The organism is Antarcticibacterium flavum, from assembly GCF_006159205.1.
Classification (GTDB): Bacteria; Bacteroidota; Bacteroidia; order Flavobacteriales; family Flavobacteriaceae; genus Gillisia; species Gillisia flava.
In genome coordinates this window covers 3,781,679-3,804,085 of the sequence record NZ_CP040812.1, presented here as the reverse complement: position 1 = coordinate 3,804,085, position 22,407 = coordinate 3,781,679, and the positions used below count along the sequence as shown (strand labels likewise).

Annotated in this window: 20 protein-coding genes; 13 read left to right on the top strand and 7 right to left on the bottom strand. The window is 40.8% G+C overall.

Going from position 1 to position 22,407, the window contains the following annotated elements; genetic code table 11:
• Positions 1-9 precede the first annotated feature (9 nt).
• The 6 genes from FHG64_RS16765 to FHG64_RS16740 form a co-directional block, all read right to left on the bottom strand.
• Entirely contained in the window at positions 10-1,863 is a 1,854-nt protein-coding gene (locus FHG64_RS16765; protein ID WP_246054167.1) for a biotin carboxylase, read from the bottom strand.
• Positions 1,864-1,875: 12 nt separating this feature from the next.
• Complete coding sequence (locus FHG64_RS16760) at positions 1,876-4,620, bottom strand: aminotransferase class I/II-fold pyridoxal phosphate-dependent enzyme (protein WP_139067468.1); 2,745 nt, start codon at positions 4,618-4,620, stop codon at positions 1,876-1,878.
• Positions 4,621-4,623: 3 nt separating this feature from the next.
• Complete coding sequence (locus FHG64_RS16755) at positions 4,624-4,989, bottom strand: VOC family protein (RefSeq protein WP_246054165.1); 366 nt, start codon at positions 4,987-4,989, stop codon at positions 4,624-4,626.
• Between the two features lie 49 nt (positions 4,990-5,038).
• Positions 5,039-5,974: a carbon-nitrogen hydrolase family protein gene (locus FHG64_RS16750; protein WP_139067466.1), complete on the bottom strand. Its 936-nt coding sequence runs from the start codon at positions 5,972-5,974 to the stop codon at positions 5,039-5,041.
• Between the two features lie 112 nt (positions 5,975-6,086).
• Complete coding sequence (locus FHG64_RS16745; protein ID WP_246054163.1) at positions 6,087-7,502, bottom strand: aspartate aminotransferase family protein; 1,416 nt, start codon at positions 7,500-7,502, stop codon at positions 6,087-6,089.
• Positions 7,503-7,931: 429 nt separating this feature from the next.
• The gene (locus FHG64_RS16740) at positions 7,932-8,390 is read right to left on the bottom strand and encodes an Lrp/AsnC family transcriptional regulator (protein ID WP_139067465.1); all 459 of its coding nucleotides are present in this window, start codon (positions 8,388-8,390) and stop codon (positions 7,932-7,934) included.
• Positions 8,391-8,555: 165 nt separating this feature from the next.
• Here FHG64_RS16740 and FHG64_RS16735 point away from each other — a divergent pair, with 165 nt between their 5' ends.
• From FHG64_RS16735 to ribB, 12 genes are all read left to right on the top strand, one after another.
• A complete protein-coding gene (locus FHG64_RS16735) occupies positions 8,556-9,770 on the top strand; it encodes an aminotransferase class I/II-fold pyridoxal phosphate-dependent enzyme (RefSeq protein ID WP_139067464.1) in 1,215 nt (404 codons plus the stop codon).
• 481 nt (positions 9,771-10,251) lie between these two features.
• A complete protein-coding gene (gene nhaC / locus FHG64_RS16730; RefSeq protein WP_139067463.1) occupies positions 10,252-11,730 on the top strand; it encodes a Na+/H+ antiporter NhaC in 1,479 nt (492 codons plus the stop codon).
• Between the two features lie 169 nt (positions 11,731-11,899).
• Positions 11,900-12,544, top strand: a complete 645-nt coding sequence (locus FHG64_RS16725; protein ID WP_139067462.1) for a peroxiredoxin — start codon at positions 11,900-11,902, stop codon at positions 12,542-12,544.
• A gap of 13 nt (positions 12,545-12,557) precedes the next feature.
• A complete protein-coding gene (locus FHG64_RS16720; RefSeq protein ID WP_139067461.1) occupies positions 12,558-12,872 on the top strand; it encodes a thioredoxin family protein in 315 nt (104 codons plus the stop codon).
• Positions 12,853-13,101, top strand: a complete 249-nt coding sequence (locus FHG64_RS16715) for a DUF6952 family protein (RefSeq protein WP_139067460.1) — start codon at positions 12,853-12,855, stop codon at positions 13,099-13,101. The genes FHG64_RS16720 and FHG64_RS16715 overlap by 20 nt, the downstream gene beginning before the upstream one ends.
• Before the next feature lie 132 nt (positions 13,102-13,233).
• The gene (gene tpx / locus FHG64_RS16710; protein ID WP_139067459.1) at positions 13,234-13,734 is read left to right on the top strand and encodes a thiol peroxidase; all 501 of its coding nucleotides are present in this window, start codon (positions 13,234-13,236) and stop codon (positions 13,732-13,734) included.
• Between the two features lie 97 nt (positions 13,735-13,831).
• Positions 13,832-14,098 (top strand): diacylglycerol kinase family protein, encoded by a 267-nt coding sequence (locus FHG64_RS16705; RefSeq protein WP_394344190.1) that lies wholly within the window; start codon positions 13,832-13,834, stop codon positions 14,096-14,098.
• A gap of 10 nt (positions 14,099-14,108) precedes the next feature.
• Entirely contained in the window at positions 14,109-15,098 is a 990-nt protein-coding gene (locus tag FHG64_RS16700) for an alpha/beta fold hydrolase (RefSeq protein WP_139067458.1), read from the top strand.
• Positions 15,099-15,212: 114 nt separating this feature from the next.
• Positions 15,213-17,603, top strand: coding sequence for a DNA translocase FtsK (locus FHG64_RS16695; RefSeq protein ID WP_139067457.1), 2,391 nt, complete (start codon positions 15,213-15,215; stop codon positions 17,601-17,603).
• Between the two features lie 10 nt (positions 17,604-17,613).
• Positions 17,614-18,258, top strand: coding sequence for a LolA family protein (locus FHG64_RS16690; RefSeq protein WP_139067456.1), 645 nt, complete (start codon positions 17,614-17,616; stop codon positions 18,256-18,258).
• A gap of 2 nt (positions 18,259-18,260) precedes the next feature.
• Complete coding sequence (locus FHG64_RS16685; RefSeq protein WP_139067455.1) at positions 18,261-19,703, top strand: LptF/LptG family permease; 1,443 nt, start codon at positions 18,261-18,263, stop codon at positions 19,701-19,703.
• Positions 19,704-19,733: 30 nt separating this feature from the next.
• Positions 19,734-20,888 carry a 3,4-dihydroxy-2-butanone-4-phosphate synthase gene (ribB, locus tag FHG64_RS16680; RefSeq protein WP_139067454.1) on the top strand — a complete coding sequence of 385 codons (1,155 nt, stop codon included), beginning with the start codon at positions 19,734-19,736 and terminating at the stop codon, positions 20,886-20,888.
• Between the two features lie 39 nt (positions 20,889-20,927).
• Here the strand turns inward: ribB and FHG64_RS16675 are convergent, their stop codons facing one another.
• Complete coding sequence (locus FHG64_RS16675; RefSeq protein ID WP_139067453.1) at positions 20,928-21,587, bottom strand: NAD(P)H-dependent oxidoreductase; 660 nt, start codon at positions 21,585-21,587, stop codon at positions 20,928-20,930.
• Between the two features lie 165 nt (positions 21,588-21,752).
• Here FHG64_RS16675 and FHG64_RS16670 point away from each other — a divergent pair, with 165 nt between their 5' ends.
• Positions 21,753-22,406 carry a SanA/YdcF family protein gene (locus tag FHG64_RS16670; RefSeq protein ID WP_139067452.1) on the top strand — a complete coding sequence of 218 codons (654 nt, stop codon included), beginning with the start codon at positions 21,753-21,755 and terminating at the stop codon, positions 22,404-22,406.
• Position 22,407: the final 1 nt, after the last annotated feature.

The following is a 22,407-nucleotide window of genomic DNA, read 5'->3' as shown; positions in this document are numbered from 1 at the left end:
AATGTTTTTCTATTTAGTTAAAGTTCCCGTTAGTTTCGGTTTCTTTTTATCCTCTACCATTTCAGATTTAAACTGGGAGCGAATTGCTTTGATCCAGTGCTTTGCACGGTTATTCAGCCTGAAATCATCTGTCATCATTCGGCCCCTTGTTACCAGTATCCCCATATCTGCTCCTTCATACAGGTAATCTCCTTTCCTGGTAATTCTCAGGAAGAAGGCTTCATTCTCATTTTCCACCGCTCTCCTGTGAGTGTCCATCCTGTCAAATTGTATATGGCCGGTATCATACATTCTCCAGATACCAGATTTTGGAGATTCTGTCACATATTCCACAGTATCCTCAGTATGCTTAACAATAAGCTGGCTCCAGCCATCAATGTTTTCCTGTTTTGCCCATCTACTGTTTAATTCTTCTATATTAAGATCATATTCTATATCCATCCATTCAAGGATATGAAAGACAAATAAAGGTGCATCTGCAAGTGCAAAGACAGCATGGTTTGTGATGGAACTCGCTCCCGTTACCCGTGGATTCAACTCCCCAAGGTAGATCTCCCCATTGTCCTGGTCTATTAAAAAATCGAGCTCAAAATAACCCTTATAACCTTCTTCCCTGAGTTGGTTCCCGAAAAGCTGGGTATTTTCGATCGCTTTTTGCCTTAGTTCAGGAGTAAAGGCATTGGGATAGATTTCGTTACCACACCAGCCGCCTTCATATGGCGTAAGTTCTTTAAAACCTACAAGTTCTGTCATCAAAGGAGCCACAATGGTTCCATGTCTTGTCACACAAGCCTCAATTGCAGATCCTCTGCAACGAATACGCTTCATTATTTTAACCTCCTCTTCTTTTTCTATCTCCTCTGCATACTCATTATATTCTTCTTCGTTAGAAATAAAGAAGGTGGTATGGCCGGAATCCCCAAAGGGTGTCTGGATAACCAGTTCATTCCCAAGGTTTTTGGATACCTCCCGTAAATGCTCATAATCTTCAACTTTTGATAGCACATAAGGCACACAGGCTACTCCTGCTCTTTCAGCTATCCTGTTAGTATTGACCTTATTGTCAAGGAAAGTTCGCATTTCTGCTTTGGGGAACATGATCTCCAGCCCTAATTTCTCAGCAAGTTCTTCTGTTTTTTCATTGAACATCAGGAACATAGCCTTCCCCGCCCTGCCGTCCACAGATCTTGTTTTAATATAATCCTGCACCTCCGGGTGTTGCAATAAATAATTATTAATGTCTTCTATTCCTTCAAAATCATCATGTGGAATTTCCTGTTTGGGAGAGAAAACATTTGGATGTAATCCGTCAAAACATTCGATGTAACAAATAAATTTAAAGCCCTTGATCCATTCATCGGCTCCCAATAAATTGAAATTGGTAGCGCTTATAAAATATAATGGTTCCTCATTTTTGTGAAAAGCCCTTCTAATATCTGACACCCCATCCAGCTCGATATCTCCTTTCTTAGGTATTTTCCTTTCCTGGTTCAAAGGAGTTATAGTCTTATCATGTTTAAGAACCACTTCTCCCCGGGGCTTAGCGGTCTTTTCTGTTTTTTTGTTTCCCTTAGCCGGTGGTTTCTTAGCCGATTTTGTTCTACTGGGTGTTTGCTTTTTATCCTTAGCAGAAGAAGGTTTCACCGGTGCCGGTTTATTCTCCTTTTTCTTCGGTGAACCCGAAGCAACCGTTTGTTGGAATTCTTCTGAATTCAACGTAGTATCGGTTTTTGCTTTTTCACCTTTGGCTACCGAAGCTTTTTTTTCTTTTCCACTATTCGATTTGTTGCTTTTATCTGAAGAAATCTTGTCTTTAACAGATTTTGATTTTGCCTTAGAAGTGGTTTCTTTTTTCTTAGCCATAATAATTGGTTTTTAGTTAGTTAATTTTTTCTTCCCGGCACCTCCCATCGCTCCCATGGAAGTAACGGTTTTTTGCCTATTTAATACTTTTTCCCTAAAGATTCGAAGTCCCAGATCCGGCCTGTATCCGTGAATTTCTGATACATCCAATGCGGTAAGGAAGTGAATGATCTCCTCGCTCACTACCTGTCCCGGTACAAGGACCGGAAATCCCGGAGGGTAAGGAATTATAAAAGCTGAAGCTACCAGGGTACGGCCTTCTTCCATAGAGGGCAGGCATTCCCCAAGCGGTATATATTCATAATTTTCCTCATTGTAAGCCAGGAAAAAAGCTTCCCGTATATTTCCTCCAGGCACCCCCGGTACTGCCTGAAAAGATTCGTGGAAATAACTAAAATCTGGTAACGGTGGATAATCCTTAGTGAGTGAATGTATCCTGTCCTGGCGTATCTTATTTTCCTTTTGGCTTAGGGGTTTAAATTCCTGGTCCAGCTCATCTGCAATTTTCAGCAATGCATTGGTGAGATAAGTAACACTACCGCGGGTTGTTCCAATATTGGTCATGAACAGGACCGTATTTCTGGAAGTTTTGTTTATCTGGATATTAAATTTATCCATTAAATATTTATTCTTGAAGGTATCACCATCTACCCCTGTACGTCCTATATGCAAGGTGATCTTCGTGGGATCCAGGACGAATTCATCCTTTTCCCAGGCAGTTTCCATCCTGTTCCAGCCTTCTGCAGGACTGTAATATTCAGTTAATCCGGACTCCCTGTATTCCCCGGGAATGAAATCACTCACTGTAAGGACATCAAAATACTTATTAAGCCGGGGGTGGTCATTGATCTTGGCCCTTAGAACCATGGCCAGTTCTATGCTTTTTTCCACCAATTCATATCCTTCAAATTGTACCTGCCGTCTTCCCACATCCAGGGAAGCGAGCATTTGGTAATTAGGGGAAGTGGAAGTGTGGGTCATGTATGCTTCCATAAAGGTATTCTCTGTTTTCCTGCGAAAATCCTCATCCCAAATATGGATCATAGAACCCTGCCGAAAACTGCTTAAAGTCTTATGTGTGCTTTGGGTGGAATAAACCCTGATACGCACCTCATCTGGATTTGGCATCCTGGGAAGCTCACCATCTTTTAATTCCTTAAGGTGATTTGCATATTGTTCCCGGTAACTGTTGCTCTTATACTTGCCATAGAGTTTTTGGGCCACATACATTCCCGTACGCTGCTTGTAATTGTAAGTAAAACCGGCAAATGCGAACCAGGCCTCATCCCATAAAAAGATCATATCTGGTTTTATTGCGAGGATCTCCTCCATCACTTTTTCCACATTGTAGACCAGACCATCAAAAGTACAATTGGTGAGCAAAAGCATTTTTACAAGCTCCAGCCTTCCCGCTTTCTTAAGACGAAGAAGTTTTTCTTTAATTTGTTCCAGTGGAACCGCACCATACATTGAATATTTCTCTATAGGATAAGAATCCAGATAAACAGGATATGCCCCCGAAAGTACCAATCCATAGTGATGTGATTTATGACAGTCCCGGTCTATGAGGATCACATCTCCAGGCCTAACCAGTGCCTGTACAACGATCTTATTGGCTGTAGAAGTTCCATTGGTCACAAAGAAAGTATTTCTTGAGCCATAAGCATCACTTGCTCTTTCCTGTGCCTTTTTCAAGGAACCTTTTGGCTGAAGGAGCGAATCCAATCCCCCGGTGGTAGAGGATGTCTCTGCCAGGAACATATTACGACCGTAGAAATTTCCAAAATCATTGATCCACCTGGATTTAAAAACTGAATTTCCTCGCGAAATAGGCATAGCATGGAATATACCCGTGGGCTTCTTACTATACTCTTTTAGAGCTGAAAAAAATGGAGTTTCATAGCGTTCACTTATACCCCTTAAAATTGTAAGGTGCAACTCCTGTAGATCCTCTGCCCTGTAAAATATACGCCTGAAACTTTTAAGGGTATTATCCTTTAGATTTCCCAGAGAAGTATCTGTTACGTAATATGTATCCAGTTCCGGGCGGAATTTTCTAATCAGGGTACCAAATAGGGGGCCCAGTTCTGCTTGCGGAACCTTGGACAGGTCAAGCTTAAGCACATTCTGTATAAATGGTTTAATAAGAAGAGTGATCTTTTTAGAATGATAGGGAGGTGCATATCTCACTACCACTGCCTGAATGTTGGGATTAAACAACAATGCGATCATCGCATCCTGAAAACAACGCTGCACCACTACCCCGTAACTGAATTGATCTCCGGCTGTCCTCAAATCCCTAAGATCATTCCTTAGTTTTACTTCCTCTTTAGGGGAAATATCTTCCAGAAACAGGACCTCAAAATAATTTCTTTTATTTCCGTCTGCAATTTCACCTTTTTCTCCTGCCTCAATTCCAAAGTCCTCATCCTCATGATCCGGGCTGCTTCTATAACGGTCACTAACCAGGTACTTTGTAATTTCAGCAATTTTGTTGGTTAGGGCTGTATGCTCCTGCCTGTCCAGCATTTCCTTCAGTGCATTGACCCTGCCCAGGCCTGGATAGGCAAAATAGGATTCTACCCCCTGGATCTCCTGCAGCGACTTTCGAAGATTGTCTTTATGTTTTTTTTCATCTGCAGTTCCCCTGTTGGAATTCTCAAGCTTCGTAGATTCGCTTTTCAGGTTGTTCCAGGATTCTACCCTTAACTGGGCAATATTATAATGGTGAGCACTAATGGTTTTCGTTGCTGGCATATATTATTTTTTTGAGTGTAGGGCTAGTTTGTTTCCTTCAGAATCTATAAAAATTGCGAAGTACCCGGCTTCTTCACTTATATGGGTTTTAGGCATGATTATTCTTCCTCCTGCAGTTTCTATTTTGCTTAGTATCTTCTCTAAGTTATCACCTCCATTAAGGTAAAGCAAGGGACCTGTGTCACTGGGGGTGGAACCCGGGCCGGCAACTATTGCACCGCCAACACCTTTGCCTGCTGGAAAATATGCCATTGCGTACTGGCCATCGAAATTTGTCTCCATCTCTATGTCATAGATATTATTGTAAAAATCTACTGCCTGCTGGAAGTTAACTGCAGGAATTTCAAACCAGCTTACATAGCTTTTCAAAGTTTTTTTAGCTTTTTTTAGTGATCCTCCGCCCATGTCTTTTTATTTTTTATAGTTCATTAAACCCTTTGTATCCTGTGGGATTAGAAGGTGGTTCGTATTCATTTTCCTGCATTTTTAACTTTGCAAGTTTATCTACCCGGGATGGTTTAATGAGTGGCCCCAGGGAATGTAGATAAGGTAACTGGGTCCCTGCCTGGTATATATTAAACTGCCCTATATGATCCCTGAAACTTTTTAATGGCTGGCCAAGGCGCAGTACTCCCAGCTCCCTGCTTCTTCTCACCCGGCTAATATTGAGCTCCAATGGAAAAATTTCTTCATTGCCCTCTGCCTGGTAGATTACCCTGCCATCTGGCCCGCAAACAAGGGACCTGCCATTCCCACCTGATTCCAGCCCGTTAACGTCAAAGAAATAGCACTGGTTCACCGCAGCCATTGCTCTTACTATGGACAATTCTATTTCTCTGTCAATTGTACCGGTCATAGTGGGGTGCAGTATTACTTCTGCTCCCATTACTGCCAGGGTGCGCACTGTTTCCGGAAACCACATATCATAGCAAATGGATAATCCAAATTTTGCTACCCCGGGTACATCAAATACACAAAACTGGGATCCCGGCGTCACTCCTACCTCGTAGGGATAAAACGGAAACATTTTCCTGTAACGGGTTACAATTTCCCCATCCGGGTTTATTACAGTTGCTGTATTGTATATTTTTCCATGACTCTTTTCAAAAATAGAACCCGGTAACAACCATATATGGTGTTTTTTGGCCATCGCCTGCATCTCCCTTTCAAATTCCCCGGGAATCTCCTGGGCTGTATGAGTGAGGGGACCATAACCGCATAATTCACTAAAAACCACCATTTCCACCCAGGGATATAGGCTCATAGTGATATCGAGTTTAAGCTTCATCATTTCTACATTAGAAGCGACGGCAGATACCTTCATTTGTATTCCTGCAATTGCAAATGGATTCATTTATTCTGTTTTAGTGATTTATTATAAATTCAAGTTGTTATTCAGAGGCCACTTGATGCGTCTTATTTCTTTTCTATTTTATTTTCCAGGTTAATCCTTCTAATTTTTAATCTTACTTCAGGTTTTTTCTTATCTGGTTTTCCAGGATATCCAGGCCTTTATTAAGTTCCTCATCTGTAATTACAAGTGGTGAAAGGATCCTTATAACATTTTTAAACGTTCCGGCGCTTAGAAGGATAAGACCCTCTGCAGAGCAGCCTTTTACTATTTTATCACAAAGTTCACTATGAGGTTTTCCCGGGTCATTGTCCTTTACGAATTCGATCCCGATCATTGCACCTATTCCCCGTACATCACCTATTTCAGGTATTTCCTTCTGAAGGTTTTCGATTCTATCGGTAATTATCTTTCCTATATGTAAAGCACGTTCATTAAGATTATGGTCTTTCATAAATTTTATAGTAGCCGATGCTGCCACACAACATATTGGACTTCCAATATAGGTTCCGCCAATTGTACCGGGTCCGGCTGCATCCATGATTTCAGCACGCCCAACTACTGCCGCGATTGGAAGACCGGAACCCAAAGATTTGGCGTAGGTGCTCAGGTCCGGCTGCACATTATAGTGCTGCCAGCTTGCCCAATGCCCCGTGCGGCAAAATCCGCTTTGGATTTCGTCAAAAATCAGCAACACCCCGTGTTCATCACAAAAAGACCGTAAACCCTCGAGGTATTTTTGCGGGACAGGATTAAATCCTCCCTCGCCCTGTATAGGTTCGATAATTATAGCAGCAACACTGTTAATATCTACCATACTGTGGGCGCTCTCATGTAACCTCGTGAGCTCCGTCTCCACAAATTCATCCATATCCCGGGTGCCGTGATATTTATAAAAATTTGGAAAAGGAATTCTATATACTTCAGGCGCAAAAGGGCCCGAAAAGAATTTATAATTTACTTTACTGGTAAGGCTCATTCCCAACAACGTACGGCCGTGATAAGCTTCAGTATAACAAAGAACTGCCGGCCGCTTCGTAGCCTGGCGCGCGATCTTTACTGCATTTTCAACAGCTTCAGCACCTGTACTTATTAGCATTGCCTTGGTTTTTTCACCGTGAGGCAGGATCTCTGCCAGTTCCTCACATAACTGTATGTAAGGTTCGTAAGTAACCACATTAAAACTTGTATGCAGGTATTTTCCAGCCTGCTCCCTAATGGCTTCTACTACAGGTTCCGGGCAATGGCCGGCGTTGACCACACCAATACCGCCGGCAAAGTCAATAAGTTCCCTTCCATCTACATCTGTTATTATTGCTCCTTTTGCCTCTTTTACAGTGGCTGTGTTAAAAACTCCTACGCCGTTGGCGACAGCATTTTTTCTCCTGTTTAGAAGTCCCTGTGCTTGTGTCTGCTGTTCAGTCATATAAATATTAGTTGAATAAATAAATTGATAGTTGAGAATGACATTTTCGCCGTGTGTGGGAATTACAGCACGGGATTTCTTTAAATGTCCCCTTTTAAGATACATGTTTTTTTTGAATTTTATTGATTTTCAAACTTTTACATATATTCTAAACAGCTGATAAAGGCACATTACACTGATTTTAAGCTTTTTAAACAATATGTTAATTTTCAGCCTCTTACATAAAAAGATGGGGTGAAACTTTTATAAATCAAATGTTAGGGAAACTGAATTCCTAATCCAGAAAAGCAAACTGGGTAGTTTTATTAAAAAGGAAAGAAGATATATCAACCAAATCAAATTGATTCCAATACCCTTATATAACTCCGGCTAAAAAGTAAATTATCAAGCTATAACCCGGTTGATAAAAGATGGAAGAAAAATGGTAAACTTATAAGGCGGTTGACAGATACAGTTGCCGGTCTTCCCACAGGAATGGGAATAAAAAAAATCTGTCTCTAATCATTGAGATAAATGGAATAAGCAGAAATTGTTCTAAAGCGGCAGGACCGTAGTATTTTTAACCGAACTAATAATAAAAGTACTCTGCGTGCTTCCTATATGCTCCAGGGTAGTAAGTTTAGTTACCATAAACTCCCGGTAGGCTTCCATATCCTTCACCATGACCTTAAGATTATAATCATACTCCCCGCTTACGTGATAGCATTCCAGCACCTCCGGCAACCTGGCTACCTCTGCCTCGAATTTGATCATATAAGCTTTCGTATGTTGAAGCAGTTTTATCTGGCATAAAACGGTAAAGGATTTTTCTACTTTTTCAGGGTTTACCAGGGCTACATATTTTGATACCACCCTATTTCGTTCCAGCCGCTTTATGCGTTCATAGATCGCCGTGACAGATAGGTTTAACTTTACGGAAAGCTCCTTATTCGTGATCTTACTATCCTGCTGAAGTTGCTGCAGGATCTTTAAATCTATCGCATCCAGTTTCATTATTTAGAAAAATATTCGGTTTAAGAATTCGAAGATATACTTTTTTAGATAAATTTTTAGATAAATGTCACTCTAGTAGTTTTATATTCTGAATAATCACCATAGCCTTGATTATTTATCAGTTTATGCTGAAATTTGGTTACTAATAATCAAAATCAACCTGTCATGAAATATAAACCGGCCAATAAAATTCAGGACCTTCAATATTTTGGAGAGTTTGGAGGAGTTAACCCTTCAATATCCGATTCATCTACCTATACTTTTCTTTCAGCAAAAACAATGTTTGATACCTTTGAAGGAAATGCAGATGGTTGTTACCTCTACTCCAGGCACTCCTCTCCTTCCAATCTTTACCTGGGGGAAGCCCTTGCAGCGATGGAAGGTACCGAGACGGCCAATGTTGCAGCCTCCGGAATGGGAGCAATTACAGGTACTCTGTTACAACTGTGCCAGGCCGGGGACCACATAGTTTCCAGCCGAACAATATATGGGGGAACCTATGCTTTCCTCAAAAATTTTGCTCCGCGTCTTAATATTGAGACCTCCTTTGTAGATATTACAAAGCTGGAATCGGTAGAGGCTGCAATTAATGAGAACACTAAAGTACTTTATTGCGAATCTGTTAGCAATCCACTCCTGGAAGTGGCAGATATTGCTGCGCTTGCCAAAATTGCGAAAAAATATAACATTCCGCTGGTAGTGGATAATACCTTCTCCCCTCTTTCCATTACCCCGGTGGAACTGGGTGCAGATATAGTGATTCATAGCCTCACCAAGTTCATTAATGGAAGTAGTGACACCGTGGGAGGTGTGACCTGTGCCAGCCAGGATTTCATCAACTCCCTGCGCAGTGTAAATGACGGCGCAAATATGCTGTTGGGGCCAACTATGGACAGTTTAAGATCTGCCTCCATCCTCAAAAATATGAGAACTTTGCATATTCGTATAAAGCAACATAGCAAAAATGCCATGTTCCTTGCTGAGAAATTTGAGGCCGACGGTCTTAGAACAGTATACCCGGGACTTACTTCCCACCCCAGCCACGAATTGTTCAAAAGTATGATGAATGCAGATTATGGGTTTGGAGGGATGCTTACCATTGATGTGGGAAGCCTGGATAAAGCCAATGAGCTTATGGAGCTAATGCAGGATAAGAATTTAGGTTACCTGGCGGTAAGCCTGGGATTCTATAAAACCCTCTTTAGCGCACCGGGAAGCTCTACTTCCTCTGAGATCCCTGAAGAAGAACAAAAGGAAATGGGATTAAGCGACGGGCTAATAAGATTTTCCATTGGTCTGGATAACGATATAGAACGAACGTATGAAATGATGAAGGAGTGTATGGAAGAAGTAGGAATTTTTAATAGTGTCGAAGTTTAGATTTAGACAATATATCTTAAAAAGCCGGAATTTAATTTCCGGCTTTTTTATTAGTAGGCTTCGGGTGTTTCCGGCTTTTCTTCTGAACAACTTCTGAAGTTTTTTACCTGTTAACATTGCGCTTTTCAGGATAAGATTCTGGTTTCGGCCCTCTACTTCTGAAAGGCTTCAGTTTTTAGTATTTTTCAATGAACATCCGCCTCACCTTCAGAAAGAAAAGAAAAATTCCTATTCGGCCGAAGCTCTTTAAGAAGTGATCCTTTTCCATATATTAACTTTGAATCTAAATTAGAAGTGAAAGCGATCAGGACCCTTTTGCCCGCACAACCTTATTTTCCATTTATGCAATGCTGAAACAGGTTCTAATATTTAGGCTTGCCCAATTTCCTCGAAAATCGTAACATTATAACCGAAAAATTAGCAACCATAGATCTGCAGGGATAGTAAAACTTCTAGTCCCCTTGATTATATAATCTATTTGATGGAAAACCAGGATACTTCCTTTGAGAACGAACCTATAATAAAAAATAAAGATTTAAGGATTGGAGAGGCACTCATCCCTGTCATTGCCCTGGTGGCGATGCTGGGTTTTAATGTGTATGTCTTTGGTGATGATTCCCTTAGCGGCTCAAACCAATTCGTGCTACTCCTGGGTGGTGCCATAGCAGCAATTGTAGGCTATTTTAATAAGGTAGACTATAATGATATGATAGATGCCGTTGCCAATAATATACAGAGTACCGCCGGAGCAATTCTTATTTTACTTATGGTTGGGGCTCTGGCAGGAACCTGGCTGGTGAGCGGCATTATCCCAACCATGATCTATTATGGGCTGCAAATTTTAAATCCCACTATCTTTCTGGCTGCCTGTGTGATAATATGTTCTGTGATCTCTGTTGCCACGGGTAGCAGCTGGACAACCTCTGCAACAGTAGGAATAGCTCTTATAGGAATTGCAGAAGCTTTGGGAATATCTGTAGGAATGACGGCAGGGGCAATCCTTTCCGGCGCCTATTTTGGAGACAAACTTTCCCCTTTGAGCGACACCACCAACCTGGCCCCAGCAATGGCAGGGACAGATCTTTTTACCCATATAAGATATATGACCCTTACTACCGTTCCCACAATTACGGTAACTATCCTGGTTTTTATCATTATAGGATTGAACCTTGATGTATCTGGCGTCACAGATACTTCGGTTATACTGGATTCAATAAGATCTTCCTTCAATATTTCCCCCTGGTTATTTCTCGTACCTGTTATAGTCATTGCTTTGATCATTAAAAAAGTATCGCCTCTTATAGCACTCCTGCTTGGAACTCTATTAGGTGCGGCGGCGGCTCTTATCTTTCAGCCGGGGATCGTGGCACAAATTGCAGGGACAGATAATCTCGACTTCATTAGCGGGTACCGCGGGATTATGAATGCTATCACTGTAGACACTGCTGTGGTGACAGATAACGAAGATCTCAATGACCTGTTTTCCTCAGGTGGAATGGCCGGGATGCTTGGTACGATTTGGCTTATTATATGTGCAATGGTCTTTGGCGGAATTATGGAAGCTATTGGGGCTCTTGCAAGAATAAGCCAGGCCTTACTTAATATGTTCCACACGACTTTTGGCCTTTTTGCCAGTACAGTTTTTAGCTGCCTCACTCTTAATGCAACAGCATCAGACCAATACCTCGCAATTGTAGTTCCCGGGAAGATGTTTGCCAAAGCTTACCGTGATAAAGGCCTGGCTCCGGAAAATTTAAGCCGTACTCTTGAAGACTCAGGAACAGTGACTTCTGTACTTATTCCATGGAATACCTGTGGAGCCTATCACAGCCAGGTATTAGGAGTCCCCGTGATCTCCTATTTTGGATACGCCTTCTTTAATTATTTGAGTCCGTTCACGACGCTTCTATATGCAGCTTTAAATATTAAAATAAAGCAGCTGATTTCTTCAAAAAGCTAGGAAACAAAGGCTTACATAACGAACAATAAGATCACCCTATTAAGGCTTAAATTTTCTATAAGATAAATCTATTTTAGAATAGGAATTTAGAATTTTTCAAAGCTTAACGAGAGCATTGATTTCTTAAATTTGCACACTCAAAATAATAATAACCTAAACAACAATTTATATGGCTTTAGTAGGAAAAAAATTTCCAAATTTAAGTGTAAACGCAATGGATGAAATGGGCGATACTTTCAAGATAAACGTTCTTGAAGAAGCTCAAAAGAATAACAAAAAAGTATTGCTGTTCTGGTATCCAAAAGATTTTACTTTTGTTTGCCCAACAGAATTACATGCTTTCCAGGAAGCTCTGGGAGAGTTTGAAAAAAGGAATGTAAAAGTAATAGGAGCTTCCTGTGACACTGCAGAGGTTCACTTTGCCTGGTTGAACACCGCTAAAGATAATGGCGGGATCGAAGGGGTAACTTATCCAATCCTTGCAGACTCTAACAGGAACCTTAGCTCGCAGTTAGGAATACTTGATATTTCCAACGAGCAATATGACGAGGAAACAGGAGCTGTGACTGTAGAAGGTGATAACGTAACATACCGAGCTACTTACCTTATCGACGAGGAAGGAACTATCTTCCACGAGAGTGTAAACCATATGCCACTTGGAAGAAATGTAAAAGAATTTATGCGTCTTATCGATGCTTACTCCCACGTACAGGAAAAAGGAGAAGTTTGTCCTGCAAACTGGGAAGAAGGAAAAGAAGCTATGCACGCGAACCGTGAAGGTGTTGCTTCCTACCTAAGCACAAGCGCAAACTAAAAAACCCACTATTATGGTAAAGGAATTAGAACAGGATAATTTGAATGATATAGTTGCAGGAGGTGATACTATTGTTGTTCAATATATGGCCGGATGGTGCGGTAACTGCAGAGTTATGAAGCCAAAATTCAAAAAACTGGCCGGGGAGAATGAGCAAGCTAAATTTATAATGGTAGATGCTGAAAAATTTCCGGAATCCAGAAAAATGGCCAACGTGAACAACCTGCCAACCTTTGCAACTTTTAGAAATGGAAGTTTAATTAACCAGGTTCAAACCAACAAATTTGAACTTCTTAAAGACTTAGTAAATGAAGTTGCCAGTAATTAGACATTTACAGCGTAACAACGATGCCGAAAAATTACAGCATACCATTGAAGTTCTGGAAAGTTTTACAGAACACCGCTCTGTTACAGATGAGGAAATGGATGTTATAGGAGAATTGATCTCCAATTTATGCGGTGCCGTTGAAGTGCATCAAATGATAGAAGAAGGTACCCCGGAAAAAGATGCCTGTAACAATTTTATGCAAAAAGTTATGGGGTCTATAGACCGCTAAAACCTTAAGATTAATTCATTACAAGGGCCGATTTAAATTTTAAATCGGCCCTTGTTGTTTTTATGATAATTTTAGTAAAAGCCTATGACATAAGCAGTAAATTTAGCTATTCAATACTAAAAACTCAAAACAATGTCGCAGATCACGATAAAAGATAAGAGAATTAATACTTATGGAAATCTTCCGGAGACAGGAGAAAAGGCACCGCATTTTGAGCTTGTAAAAGAGGATCTCACCCCGGTTACCCTAAAGGACTTCAAGGGAAAGCGAGTAATAATGAACATTTTTCCAAGTATAGACACTTTTGTTTGTGCTACTTCTGTAAGAAATTTTAATGATAAGGCAGCTAAACTAAATAATGCCGAAGTGCTTTGTATCTCACGGGATTTACCCTTTGCTCAAAAAAGATTTAAAGATGCTGAAGGCATTAAAAATGTTATTAATCTTTCAGATTTCCGCCAGGGCGATTTTGGAAAGGACTACGGCGTTGAGATGATGGATGGCCCCTGGGCAGGATTACTTTCAAGAGCAGTGATTGTATTGGATGAAGAAGGAAAAGTTTTACATAGCCAGCAGGTTGAAAATATAGATGATGAGCCAGATTACCTGGAGGCTCTCAAACCGCTGCTGTAATGCGCAATAGTTACCTGGGAAAAAGAATAAGAGGAGGGGATACGCGATCAAAGGTGCATGGATCCTAATACGATCTGAGCCAAGTATACAGGTGCAGGTGGTAATTTCAATCCTGGTTACTATTGCAGGTTTCTATTTTGATATTACCACTACAGAATGGATGTTCCAGATCTTTGCTATAGGCCTGGTTCTTAGTACTGAAGGGCTCAACAGTGCCGTTGAAGGCATAGCCGATTTTGTGCACCCCGATTTCCATACTAAAATAGGATATATCAAGGATGTGGCTGCGGGCGCGGTACTTTTCGCCGCTTTTACGGCCGTTATCATTGCAGCTTTTATTTACCTCCCTTACATTTTTGGTTAAAGCAGCAGCCATGAAAAAATTACTATTCCTCATTCTGCTTATATCCTTTCCTAATTTCGGTCAGGAGAATATCGAAGTGCGGGAAATAAATCTCGAAAACTATGAATACCCATATCCGATAGATTTTTTTGAGGTACAGGCACAGCAGGAAAAGTTGTCAATGGCCTATATGTTCATTAAAGCTGAAAGATCTAATGGCAAAACAATTACCCTCCTGCACGGGAAGAATTTCAACGGTGCCTATTGGAAAACAACCATTGATACTCTAACAGCTGAAGGTTATGATGTCCTGGTGCCGGACCAGATTGGTTTTGGTAAATCCACCAAACCAAAACATTTTCAATACAGCTTCCAACAGCTGGCCCTCAATACAAAAAAATTACTGGAATCACTTAATATTCCCAGTACTGTGGTGATGGGGCACTCCATGGGAGGAATGCTTGCAACCAGGTTTGCTCTTATGTATCCGGAGACAACCACAAAATTGATCCTTTTAAATCCCATAGGGCTGGAAGACTGGAAACTTAAGGTTCCTTATCAGTCAATTGATGAATGGTATGCCAATGAATTGGACAAAAATTACAAGGCTATTAAAGAATACCAGCAGGAGAATTATTATGATGGGGATTGGAATGAGGAATACGCCCAATGGGCCAAACTTCTGGCAGGCTGGACACTCAATGAGAATTATCCCTTAATTGCCTGGAATACGGCTTTAACTTACGATATGATCTTCACCCAGCCGGTAGTTTATGAGTTTCATGAACTTGTCATACCAACCTTGCTTTTAATTGGTACCCGGGACAGGACAGCATTGGGAAAAAACCTGGTATCTCAGGATGTAAGCGCATCAATGGGCAGGTATGACCAGCTTGGAAAAATTACCGCAGAAAAAATCCCGGCTGCAAGCCTTTTGGAGCTAAAAGATGTAGGTCACTTACCACATATTGAGGCTTTCCCTCTTTACATCTCCTCTCTCCTGGAATATTTAAAGAATTAATTCGTTAGATTTGGATAGATAAAGTAAATAGATACTTTTGTTCAAAATGAGTTTCTTTTATTTATTTTAGACAGATGCTAATTAGTATTTTTGCAGAAATTCCCCAATCAAAATATGGCAAGTAAAAAAGCCTCTACTAAAAAGAAGAAGAATACCGCTGGTTTAAAAAAGCCATCTTTTAAATTTTCGAGACAGCAAAAAGTAGTGCTTGGAAGTTTCCTCATGCTTCTTGGGTTGGCAATGATCATTGCCTTTATTTCCTTTTTATTCAATTGGCAGGCAGATCAAAGTACCTTACAGGAGCTGGGCAACAGGGAGTTAGAGACCAGGAACTGGTTAAGCAAATTTGGTGCTGCAGTAAGCGATTTCTTCATTTATCGCGGTTTTGGGCTGGCAGCCTTCCTCCTTGCGGGACTTGTAGCCGTGACCGGTATATTCCTGTTCTTCAATCTTAAAATGAAAAACCTCTTTACCTATTGGTTTTGGGGCCTTTTAATGATGTTATGGTGGGCAGTTTTCTTTGGTTTTTTTGCTGAAAGTAATTCTCTTTTAGGTGGCCGTGTGGGTTATGAAGTAAATGATTATTTACAGGACTATATTGGCTTTATTGGCACCCTGCTATTGCTTACGTTTATGTTCATTGCCTACTTCGTAATACGCTTAAAGATAACCCCAGAGATGGTGGGGGAGTTTATTAGCTCAAAAAGAAAAAGTGTTACTGAAGACTTCACGACCCAGGCTGAACCCAGCAAGGCACCTGCCGCACAAGTAACCCACGAGGAAAAAGACTGGGTAGAAAAGACGGCAGCTGAAAAGAAAGAAGAGGCAACTGCTGCTTATTCAATAAAAGAAGATAAACCCAAGCCTTCTCAACCGGCACCTCCAGTTACTAAATCCCAGGAGGAGGATGACGTGCAAATGGAAATCGAGACGGCAGAGGAAGAAGAAGCTGAGGATACTCTTAGCCACAAACTCGTCAAGGATTTTGGAGAATTTGATCCCACCCTGGAACTTAAGAATTACAAGTGGCCTACTATAGACCTCCTTAAGGATTATAACACAAACGGCGGGGGCATAACAGTAGACCAGCAGGAACTGGAGGAAAATAAGAACACCATTGTGGCAACTCTCAAGAATTATAAAATAGAGATCGCCCAAATAAAGGCCACAGTAGGGCCAACCGTAACCTTGTATGAGATCGTCCCGGAAGCAGGGATAAGAATATCCAAGATCAAGAACCTGGAAGATGATATTGCACTCTCACTTTCAGCTTTGGGAATTCGTATTATCGCACCTATTCCTGGAAAGGGAACTATTGGGATCGAGGTGCCTAATAAGAATTCCACAATCGTTTCCATGCGCTCTGTCATTGCATCACCAAAATTTCAGAATGCTGAGATGGAACTTCCAATGGCACTTGGTAAAACTATATCCAACGAGACCTTTGTTGTCGACCTTGCAAAAATGCCTCACCTCCTAATGGCAGGAGCTACCGGCCAGGGGAAATCTGTGGGACTTAATGCGATCCTTACCTCCCTGTTATATTGTAAACACCCTGCTGAGGTTAAGTTCGTTCTGGTAGACCCAAAAAAGGTGGAACTTACTCTTTTCAATAAGATCGAAAGACATTACCTCGCAAAACTGCCAAATACGGAAGATGCCATTATAACCGATAATACCAAGGTTATCAATACTCTTAACTCCCTTTGTATTGAGATGGATGACCGCTATAATTTGCTAAAGGATGCAATGGTTAGAAACATCAAGGAGTACAATGTAAAATTCAGGGCCAGAAAACTGAATCCTGAGAACGGGCACAAATTCCTGCCCTATATAGTCCTTGTGGTAGATGAATTTGCAGATCTTATTATGACTGCAGGAAAAGAGGTGGAAACTCCAATAGCAAGGCTTGCACAGCTTGCCAGGGCAATAGGCATACATTTGATCATTGCAACTCAAAGACCATCGGTAAACGTGATAACGGGTATTATTAAAGCCAATTTCCCGGCGCGTATTGCCTTTAGGGTTACATCCAAAATAGATTCAAGGACGATTCTTGATAACCAGGGAGCAGATCAACTAATTGGCCGTGGAGATATGCTGTTCACCCAGGGGAATGATCTTATTCGATTACAATGTGCTTTTGTTGACACGCCAGAGGTAGATAAGATCACTGAATTTATTGGTTCTCAAAAGGCATATCCCGATGCTCACCTCCTGCCGGAATACGAGACAGATGAAAGTGGCACAGGACTTGATATTGATGTAAGCGAACGCGATAAACTGTTCCGCGAAGCCGCCGAAGTCATAGTAATAGCCCAGCAGGGATCGGCATCTTTACTGCAAAGAAAATTGAAATTAGGATATAACCGTGCAGGACGGCTTATTGATCAATTGGAAGCTGCAGGAGTTGTTGGACCTTTCGAGGGAAGCAAGGCAAGGCAGGTTTTGGTTTCAGATATCGCTTCATTAGAACAATTGCTAAATGAAGAAGACCAATATTAAAAAAAACCAAATGAAAAGATTACCTATTTTCCTTATTGCCTTTTTAACCATGTTCGCGGTAAATGCTCAAAATGCAGATAAAGCAAAGGCACTGCTCAATGAAGTTTCCTCTAAGGTAAAATCCTATGACAACATGGTGATTGATTTTAAATACACCCTTGAAAATAAAGCTGAAAATGTTAACCAGGAGACGCGAGGGGATGTAAGTATTAAAGGAGACAAGTATGTACTTAACTTAATGGGTACTACCCAGTTGTTTGACGGTAAGAAGATATACACCATTATTCCTGAGGACCAGGAAATTAATGTTTCAAATTATGTTGAGGAGGATGAGAATAATATCACTCCTTCAAAAATGTTCACATTTTATGAGGATGGCTATACCTATAAGTGGGATATAGCCCAGGATGTAAAAGGTCGTAAGATACAGTATATTAAACTTACTCCTATTGACAGCAATGCAGAGGTTAAAAATATCCTGTTGGGAATTGACAGCCAGACCAAGCATATTTACAACCTGATCCAAACTCAGGACAATGGTACTAAGATCACAATCACTGTAAAAAGCTTTAAGAACAACCAACCTCTGGCTCAAAACCTTTTCACTTTTTCTGAGAACAGGTACAAAGATTACTACATCAACAGGTTAGACTAATTTTGAAGATCCTAGATAAATACATACTTGTAAGTTACCTAAAGACTTTCTTTACTGTTTTTATTATCCTCATGTTCATCTTTGTACTCCAAACCATTTGGCTGTATATAGGTGAACTTGCAGGAAAGGATCTTGATGCAGGAATCATTGGACGGTTCCTGCTTTATTTTTCACCAAAATTGATTCCGCTGGTGCTTCCGCTTTCCATACTTCTTACTTCTATAATGGTATTTGGAAGCTTTGCAGAGAATTATGAGTTTGCCGCCATGAAATCCTCTGGTATCTCCCTTCAGCGAGCCATGAGAAGCCTTACTTTCTTTATTCTGTTCCTTAGTCTTACCGCATTCTTTTTTGCCAACAATGTAATTCCCGCTGCAGAATTTAAATCCATTAACCTGCGTAAGAACATTGCCCAGTTAAAGCCTGCCATGGCCATTTCTGAAGGTATATTCAACGAGGTGGGAACTTTTAATATTAAGGTTGAGAAAAAAACAGGTGATAATGATCAGTTCCTTGAGGATGTAATTATTCACGAAAAATCCAACCAGGGTGGCAATTTAAAAGTGATTAAGGCTAACCGCGGAGAACTGGTGGGAAGTACAGATTCTGATGTTTTATCCCTAATCCTGCGGGACGGGAATTACTACGATGAGATCCCGCAGAATGACCCTTCCAAACGGGCCAATAAACCATTTGCAAAAAGCTATTTTGAGGAATATGTGATAAATATTGATATTTCCAGCTTCAACGATGTGGATTTGGCAGATGAAAATTACAGGAATTCGCAGAACATGTTGAAGATATCTGAACTTAATCAAAGTATAGATTCCTTCTCCACTGCTTACCAGCAGGAAAAATTCAAATTCTCCAATGTGATATACAACCGGAGTGGAGCCTCACAAATTGCTGCAAATTTTACACCCCGTGACAGTGTGAGGGAAATAGATAACTCTGTCCTTGAACTGTATGATACCGAAACAGGCCTCCAAATCGTGAATCTTAGTCTTGGATCTATGAACGCACTTGTGGCAACTGTCAATATTAAGAAACAGGAGTTCAGGAACAGTGTAAAACAGCTCAATAAATTCGAGATCGCTTTACATGAAAAATATGTACTGGCTTTTGCCTGCGTGGTATTGTTCTTTGTAGGAGCACCCCTTGGGGCTATCATAAGAAAAGGAGGAATGGGACTTCCAATGGTGGTTGCTATCCTTATTTTCCTTACCTACCACTTTATAGGGATATTCGCCAAGAACAGTGCAGAGGATGGAAGTATTAGTCCTGTGCTGGCAGCCTGGCTCTCGACACTTATCATGATGCCGCTGGGCATTCTCTTTACTTACCGGGCCACAACAGATCAGGGCCTGTTAAGCTTTAGTAATATTACCGAACCTATAGGTAAATTCCTAAAAAAACTCTCCTTCACAAGGAAGGAAACAGAATAGATTAAATACCTTTGCAGCCTCATATTTAAAATGAAAACCGTGCAACATACCTCATCCAAAAATAAGATAGTACTTCACACAATTAAAGAAGCAATTGATGACATTCGTGAAGGAAAGGTTATTATAGTGGTAGATGATATCGACCGGGAAAATGAGGGAGATTTTCTCGCAGCGGCAGAAAAAGTCACCCCAGAGATGATCAACTTCATGGCAACCCACGGGCGCGGACTTATTTGTGCTCCTATTACAGAAGAGCGCTGCAAGGAGCTCAAATTGGAGATGATGGTAGGCAATAACACAGATCCTATGGAAACTGCCTTTACCATTTCGGTAGATCTTAAAGGCGAAGGAGTTACCACGGGTATTTCTGCTTCAGACAGGGCAAAGACTATTAAATCCCTGATCAATCCTGAAACCCGCCCTATGGACTTGAGCCGTCCAGGTCATATTTTTCCGCTTAAGGCAAAAGAAGGCGGAGTGTTAAGAAGGACGGGGCATACTGAGGCTGCTATTGACTTTGCCAGGCTTGCAGGATTTCAACCTGCAGGAGTTATTGTGGAGATTATGAATGAAGATGGTACTATGGCAAGGTTACCACAGCTTATTGAAGTGGCAAGGAAATTCGATCTCAAACTTGTATCTATCGAAGACCTGGTTGCCTATCGTATGCAGCATGACTCCCTTATTGAGAAGAAAGAGGATTTCGATATAAATACAAGGTTTGGAACCTTTAGATTAAGGGCTTACCAGCAAACTACCAATAATCAAATACATATAGCGCTTACCAAAGGAGCCTGGAAACCTACAGAGGAGATCATGGTACGTGTTAACTCTACTTTGGTAAATAACGATATTCTGGGAACCCTTACCAATAATGCGGATAAGAAACTGGATGATATGTTCAAAGCTATCAATGATGAAGGCAGGGGCGCTATTGTATTTATCAATCAGGAAAGCCAGTCTCTCAATCTTTTAAAAAGGCTTACAGAACTTAAGGAACGCCAGAAGCAGGGAGAAATGAAAGCTCCCCCAATTATAATGGATACAAAAGATTTTGGAATTGGTGCCCAGATCCTGCACGATCTGGAAATCCATAAGATCAAACTCTTATCAAACTCGGCTCAAACAAAACGAGTTGGAATGATAGGATATGGCCTGGAGATCACAGAATATGTGAATTACTAATGTATTCCCAAAGCTTAATTGGCTAAATAAGCCTTTTTTTTAACCTCTACTTTTAATTGAAGGATCTACAGGAAATTCGATGATGACGTCCTCAAGGGGGCGTCTTACTTTTTTAAATTCAGAAAACATATCATCACTCGCACGATACCCCACCGGCAGTGCAAGAACAGATTCCAAATTCATCTCCCCCAGCCCCAGTAATTCATCATAGCCGGCAGGATCAAAACCTTCCATGGGACAGGAATCAATACCTTCAGTCGCACAAACGGTTAGCAGGGTTCCAAGAGCGAGGTACGCCTGGTTAGTTGCCCATTGGGCAATTTCATCAACGTGTTTCTTTTCAAAATCACCAATTAGAGAATTTTGAAAAGGTCGAAGAACATCTGGAGGGGTAGCTCTAACGCTGTGCACCCTGTTAAAGTATTCTTCTATAAAAGTCTTATCTACCTGCTTCTCTATACATATCACCAGCACATGAGAAGCGGTGGCCACCTGTTTTTGATTGTAGGAATGTTTTACCAACTTTTCCTGAAGTCCCTTATCATGAATTATGATCATTTTAATAGGTTGCAATCCATAGGAGGTCGCAGTTAGGTTAAAAGCGTCTTTTAGCACCTCCAGCTTATGAGTAGGTAAAAATTTCTCGTTGTCAAATTTTTTGGTGGCATACCGCCATTTTAGGGCTTCAATACTCATCATCTAAAAGCTTTATAAATCTGAAGCAAAATTAAGCATTTGTTACCGCGGGAAAAAGTTATACCTTCATTAAGAATAAGTAATTGCAATTAAATTTACGAAAAGAGAGAATATGGATCCAACACTACATTTAAGATGAATACGTTACTATAATTGTAAAAAACCCTTATGAAGAGGATTAAAAGACTACTAATTATACTGGTTCTACTGCTAGTAGCAGGGATTGGCCTGGTGTATCTTTTAAGTTTCTACGTTGAAAGATCAACCAGGGAAAAAGTATATTCAAGCATTGAAGCGCTGCCAGATGCCCATACTGTTATAATCCTTGGTGCAAGTGTCCATTCAGACGGTAAACTGTCGCCGGTATTGCAGGACCGGGTTGATACGGGGCTAAGGATTTATAAGAAAGGTAAGGCAAAACGCTTTCTTCTAAGTGGGGACAACCGTGAAAAGGATTATGATGAAGTAAGTGCAATGCGGTCATATCTCCTTTTAAGAAATGTTCCTCCCTCCCACATCTCTACAGATCCTGCAGGTTTAAATACCTATGAAAGCATGAAAAGATCTTCAACTGAATTTGATATACCAAGCGCCATCGTGGTCACACAGGCATTCCATCTTCCCCGCACCCTTTTTATCTCAAATAACCTTGGATTGAATTATGCCGGCTATCCTGCAGATGCCCAAAAATATCGCACTGAGACCAGCCTGGTATACCGTGAAAAGTTGGCTAATTTTAAGGCTCTGTACGAACTTTTCATCAGGAAATCCCATAAAAAACAGCTTAAAGGAAATTCTTTAACTTTAATTTGTAAGAAATAGG

Excerpts from the sequence above, each read along its gene's own strand:
- FHG64_RS16735 (WP_139067464.1), top strand. The coding sequence starts at position 8,556 with ATGAAATATAAACCGGCCAATAAAATTCAGGACCTTCAATATTTTGGA.
- FHG64_RS16745 (WP_246054163.1), bottom strand. The coding sequence starts at position 7,502 with ATGTATCTTAAAAGGGGACATTTAAAGAAATCCCGTGCTGTAATTCCC.
- FHG64_RS16720 (WP_139067461.1), top strand. The coding sequence starts at position 12,558 with ATGGTAAAGGAATTAGAACAGGATAATTTGAATGATATAGTTGCAGGA.
- nhaC (WP_139067463.1), top strand. The coding sequence starts at position 10,252 with ATGGAAAACCAGGATACTTCCTTTGAGAACGAACCTATAATAAAAAAT.
- ribB (WP_139067454.1), top strand. The coding sequence starts at position 19,734 with ATGAAAACCGTGCAACATACCTCATCCAAAAATAAGATAGTACTTCAC.
- FHG64_RS16760 (WP_139067468.1), bottom strand. The coding sequence starts at position 4,620 with ATGCCAGCAACGAAAACCATTAGTGCTCACCATTATAATATTGCCCAG.
- FHG64_RS16765 (WP_246054167.1), bottom strand. The coding sequence starts at position 1,863 with ATGGCTAAGAAAAAAGAAACCACTTCTAAGGCAAAATCAAAATCTGTT.
- FHG64_RS16675 (WP_139067453.1), bottom strand. The coding sequence starts at position 21,587 with ATGATGAGTATTGAAGCCCTAAAATGGCGGTATGCCACCAAAAAATTT.
- FHG64_RS16750 (WP_139067466.1), bottom strand. The coding sequence starts at position 5,974 with ATGAATCCATTTGCAATTGCAGGAATACAAATGAAGGTATCTGCCGTC.
- FHG64_RS16715 (WP_139067460.1), top strand. The coding sequence starts at position 12,853 with ATGAAGTTGCCAGTAATTAGACATTTACAGCGTAACAACGATGCCGAA.
- tpx (WP_139067459.1), top strand. The coding sequence starts at position 13,234 with ATGTCGCAGATCACGATAAAAGATAAGAGAATTAATACTTATGGAAAT.
- FHG64_RS16740 (WP_139067465.1), bottom strand. The coding sequence starts at position 8,390 with ATGAAACTGGATGCGATAGATTTAAAGATCCTGCAGCAACTTCAGCAG.
- FHG64_RS16695 (WP_139067457.1), top strand. The coding sequence starts at position 15,213 with ATGGCAAGTAAAAAAGCCTCTACTAAAAAGAAGAAGAATACCGCTGGT.
- FHG64_RS16670 (WP_139067452.1), top strand. The coding sequence starts at position 21,753 with ATGAAGAGGATTAAAAGACTACTAATTATACTGGTTCTACTGCTAGTA.
- FHG64_RS16690 (WP_139067456.1), top strand. The coding sequence starts at position 17,614 with ATGAAAAGATTACCTATTTTCCTTATTGCCTTTTTAACCATGTTCGCG.
- FHG64_RS16725 (WP_139067462.1), top strand. The coding sequence starts at position 11,900 with ATGGCTTTAGTAGGAAAAAAATTTCCAAATTTAAGTGTAAACGCAATG.
- FHG64_RS16700 (WP_139067458.1), top strand. The coding sequence starts at position 14,109 with ATGAAAAAATTACTATTCCTCATTCTGCTTATATCCTTTCCTAATTTC.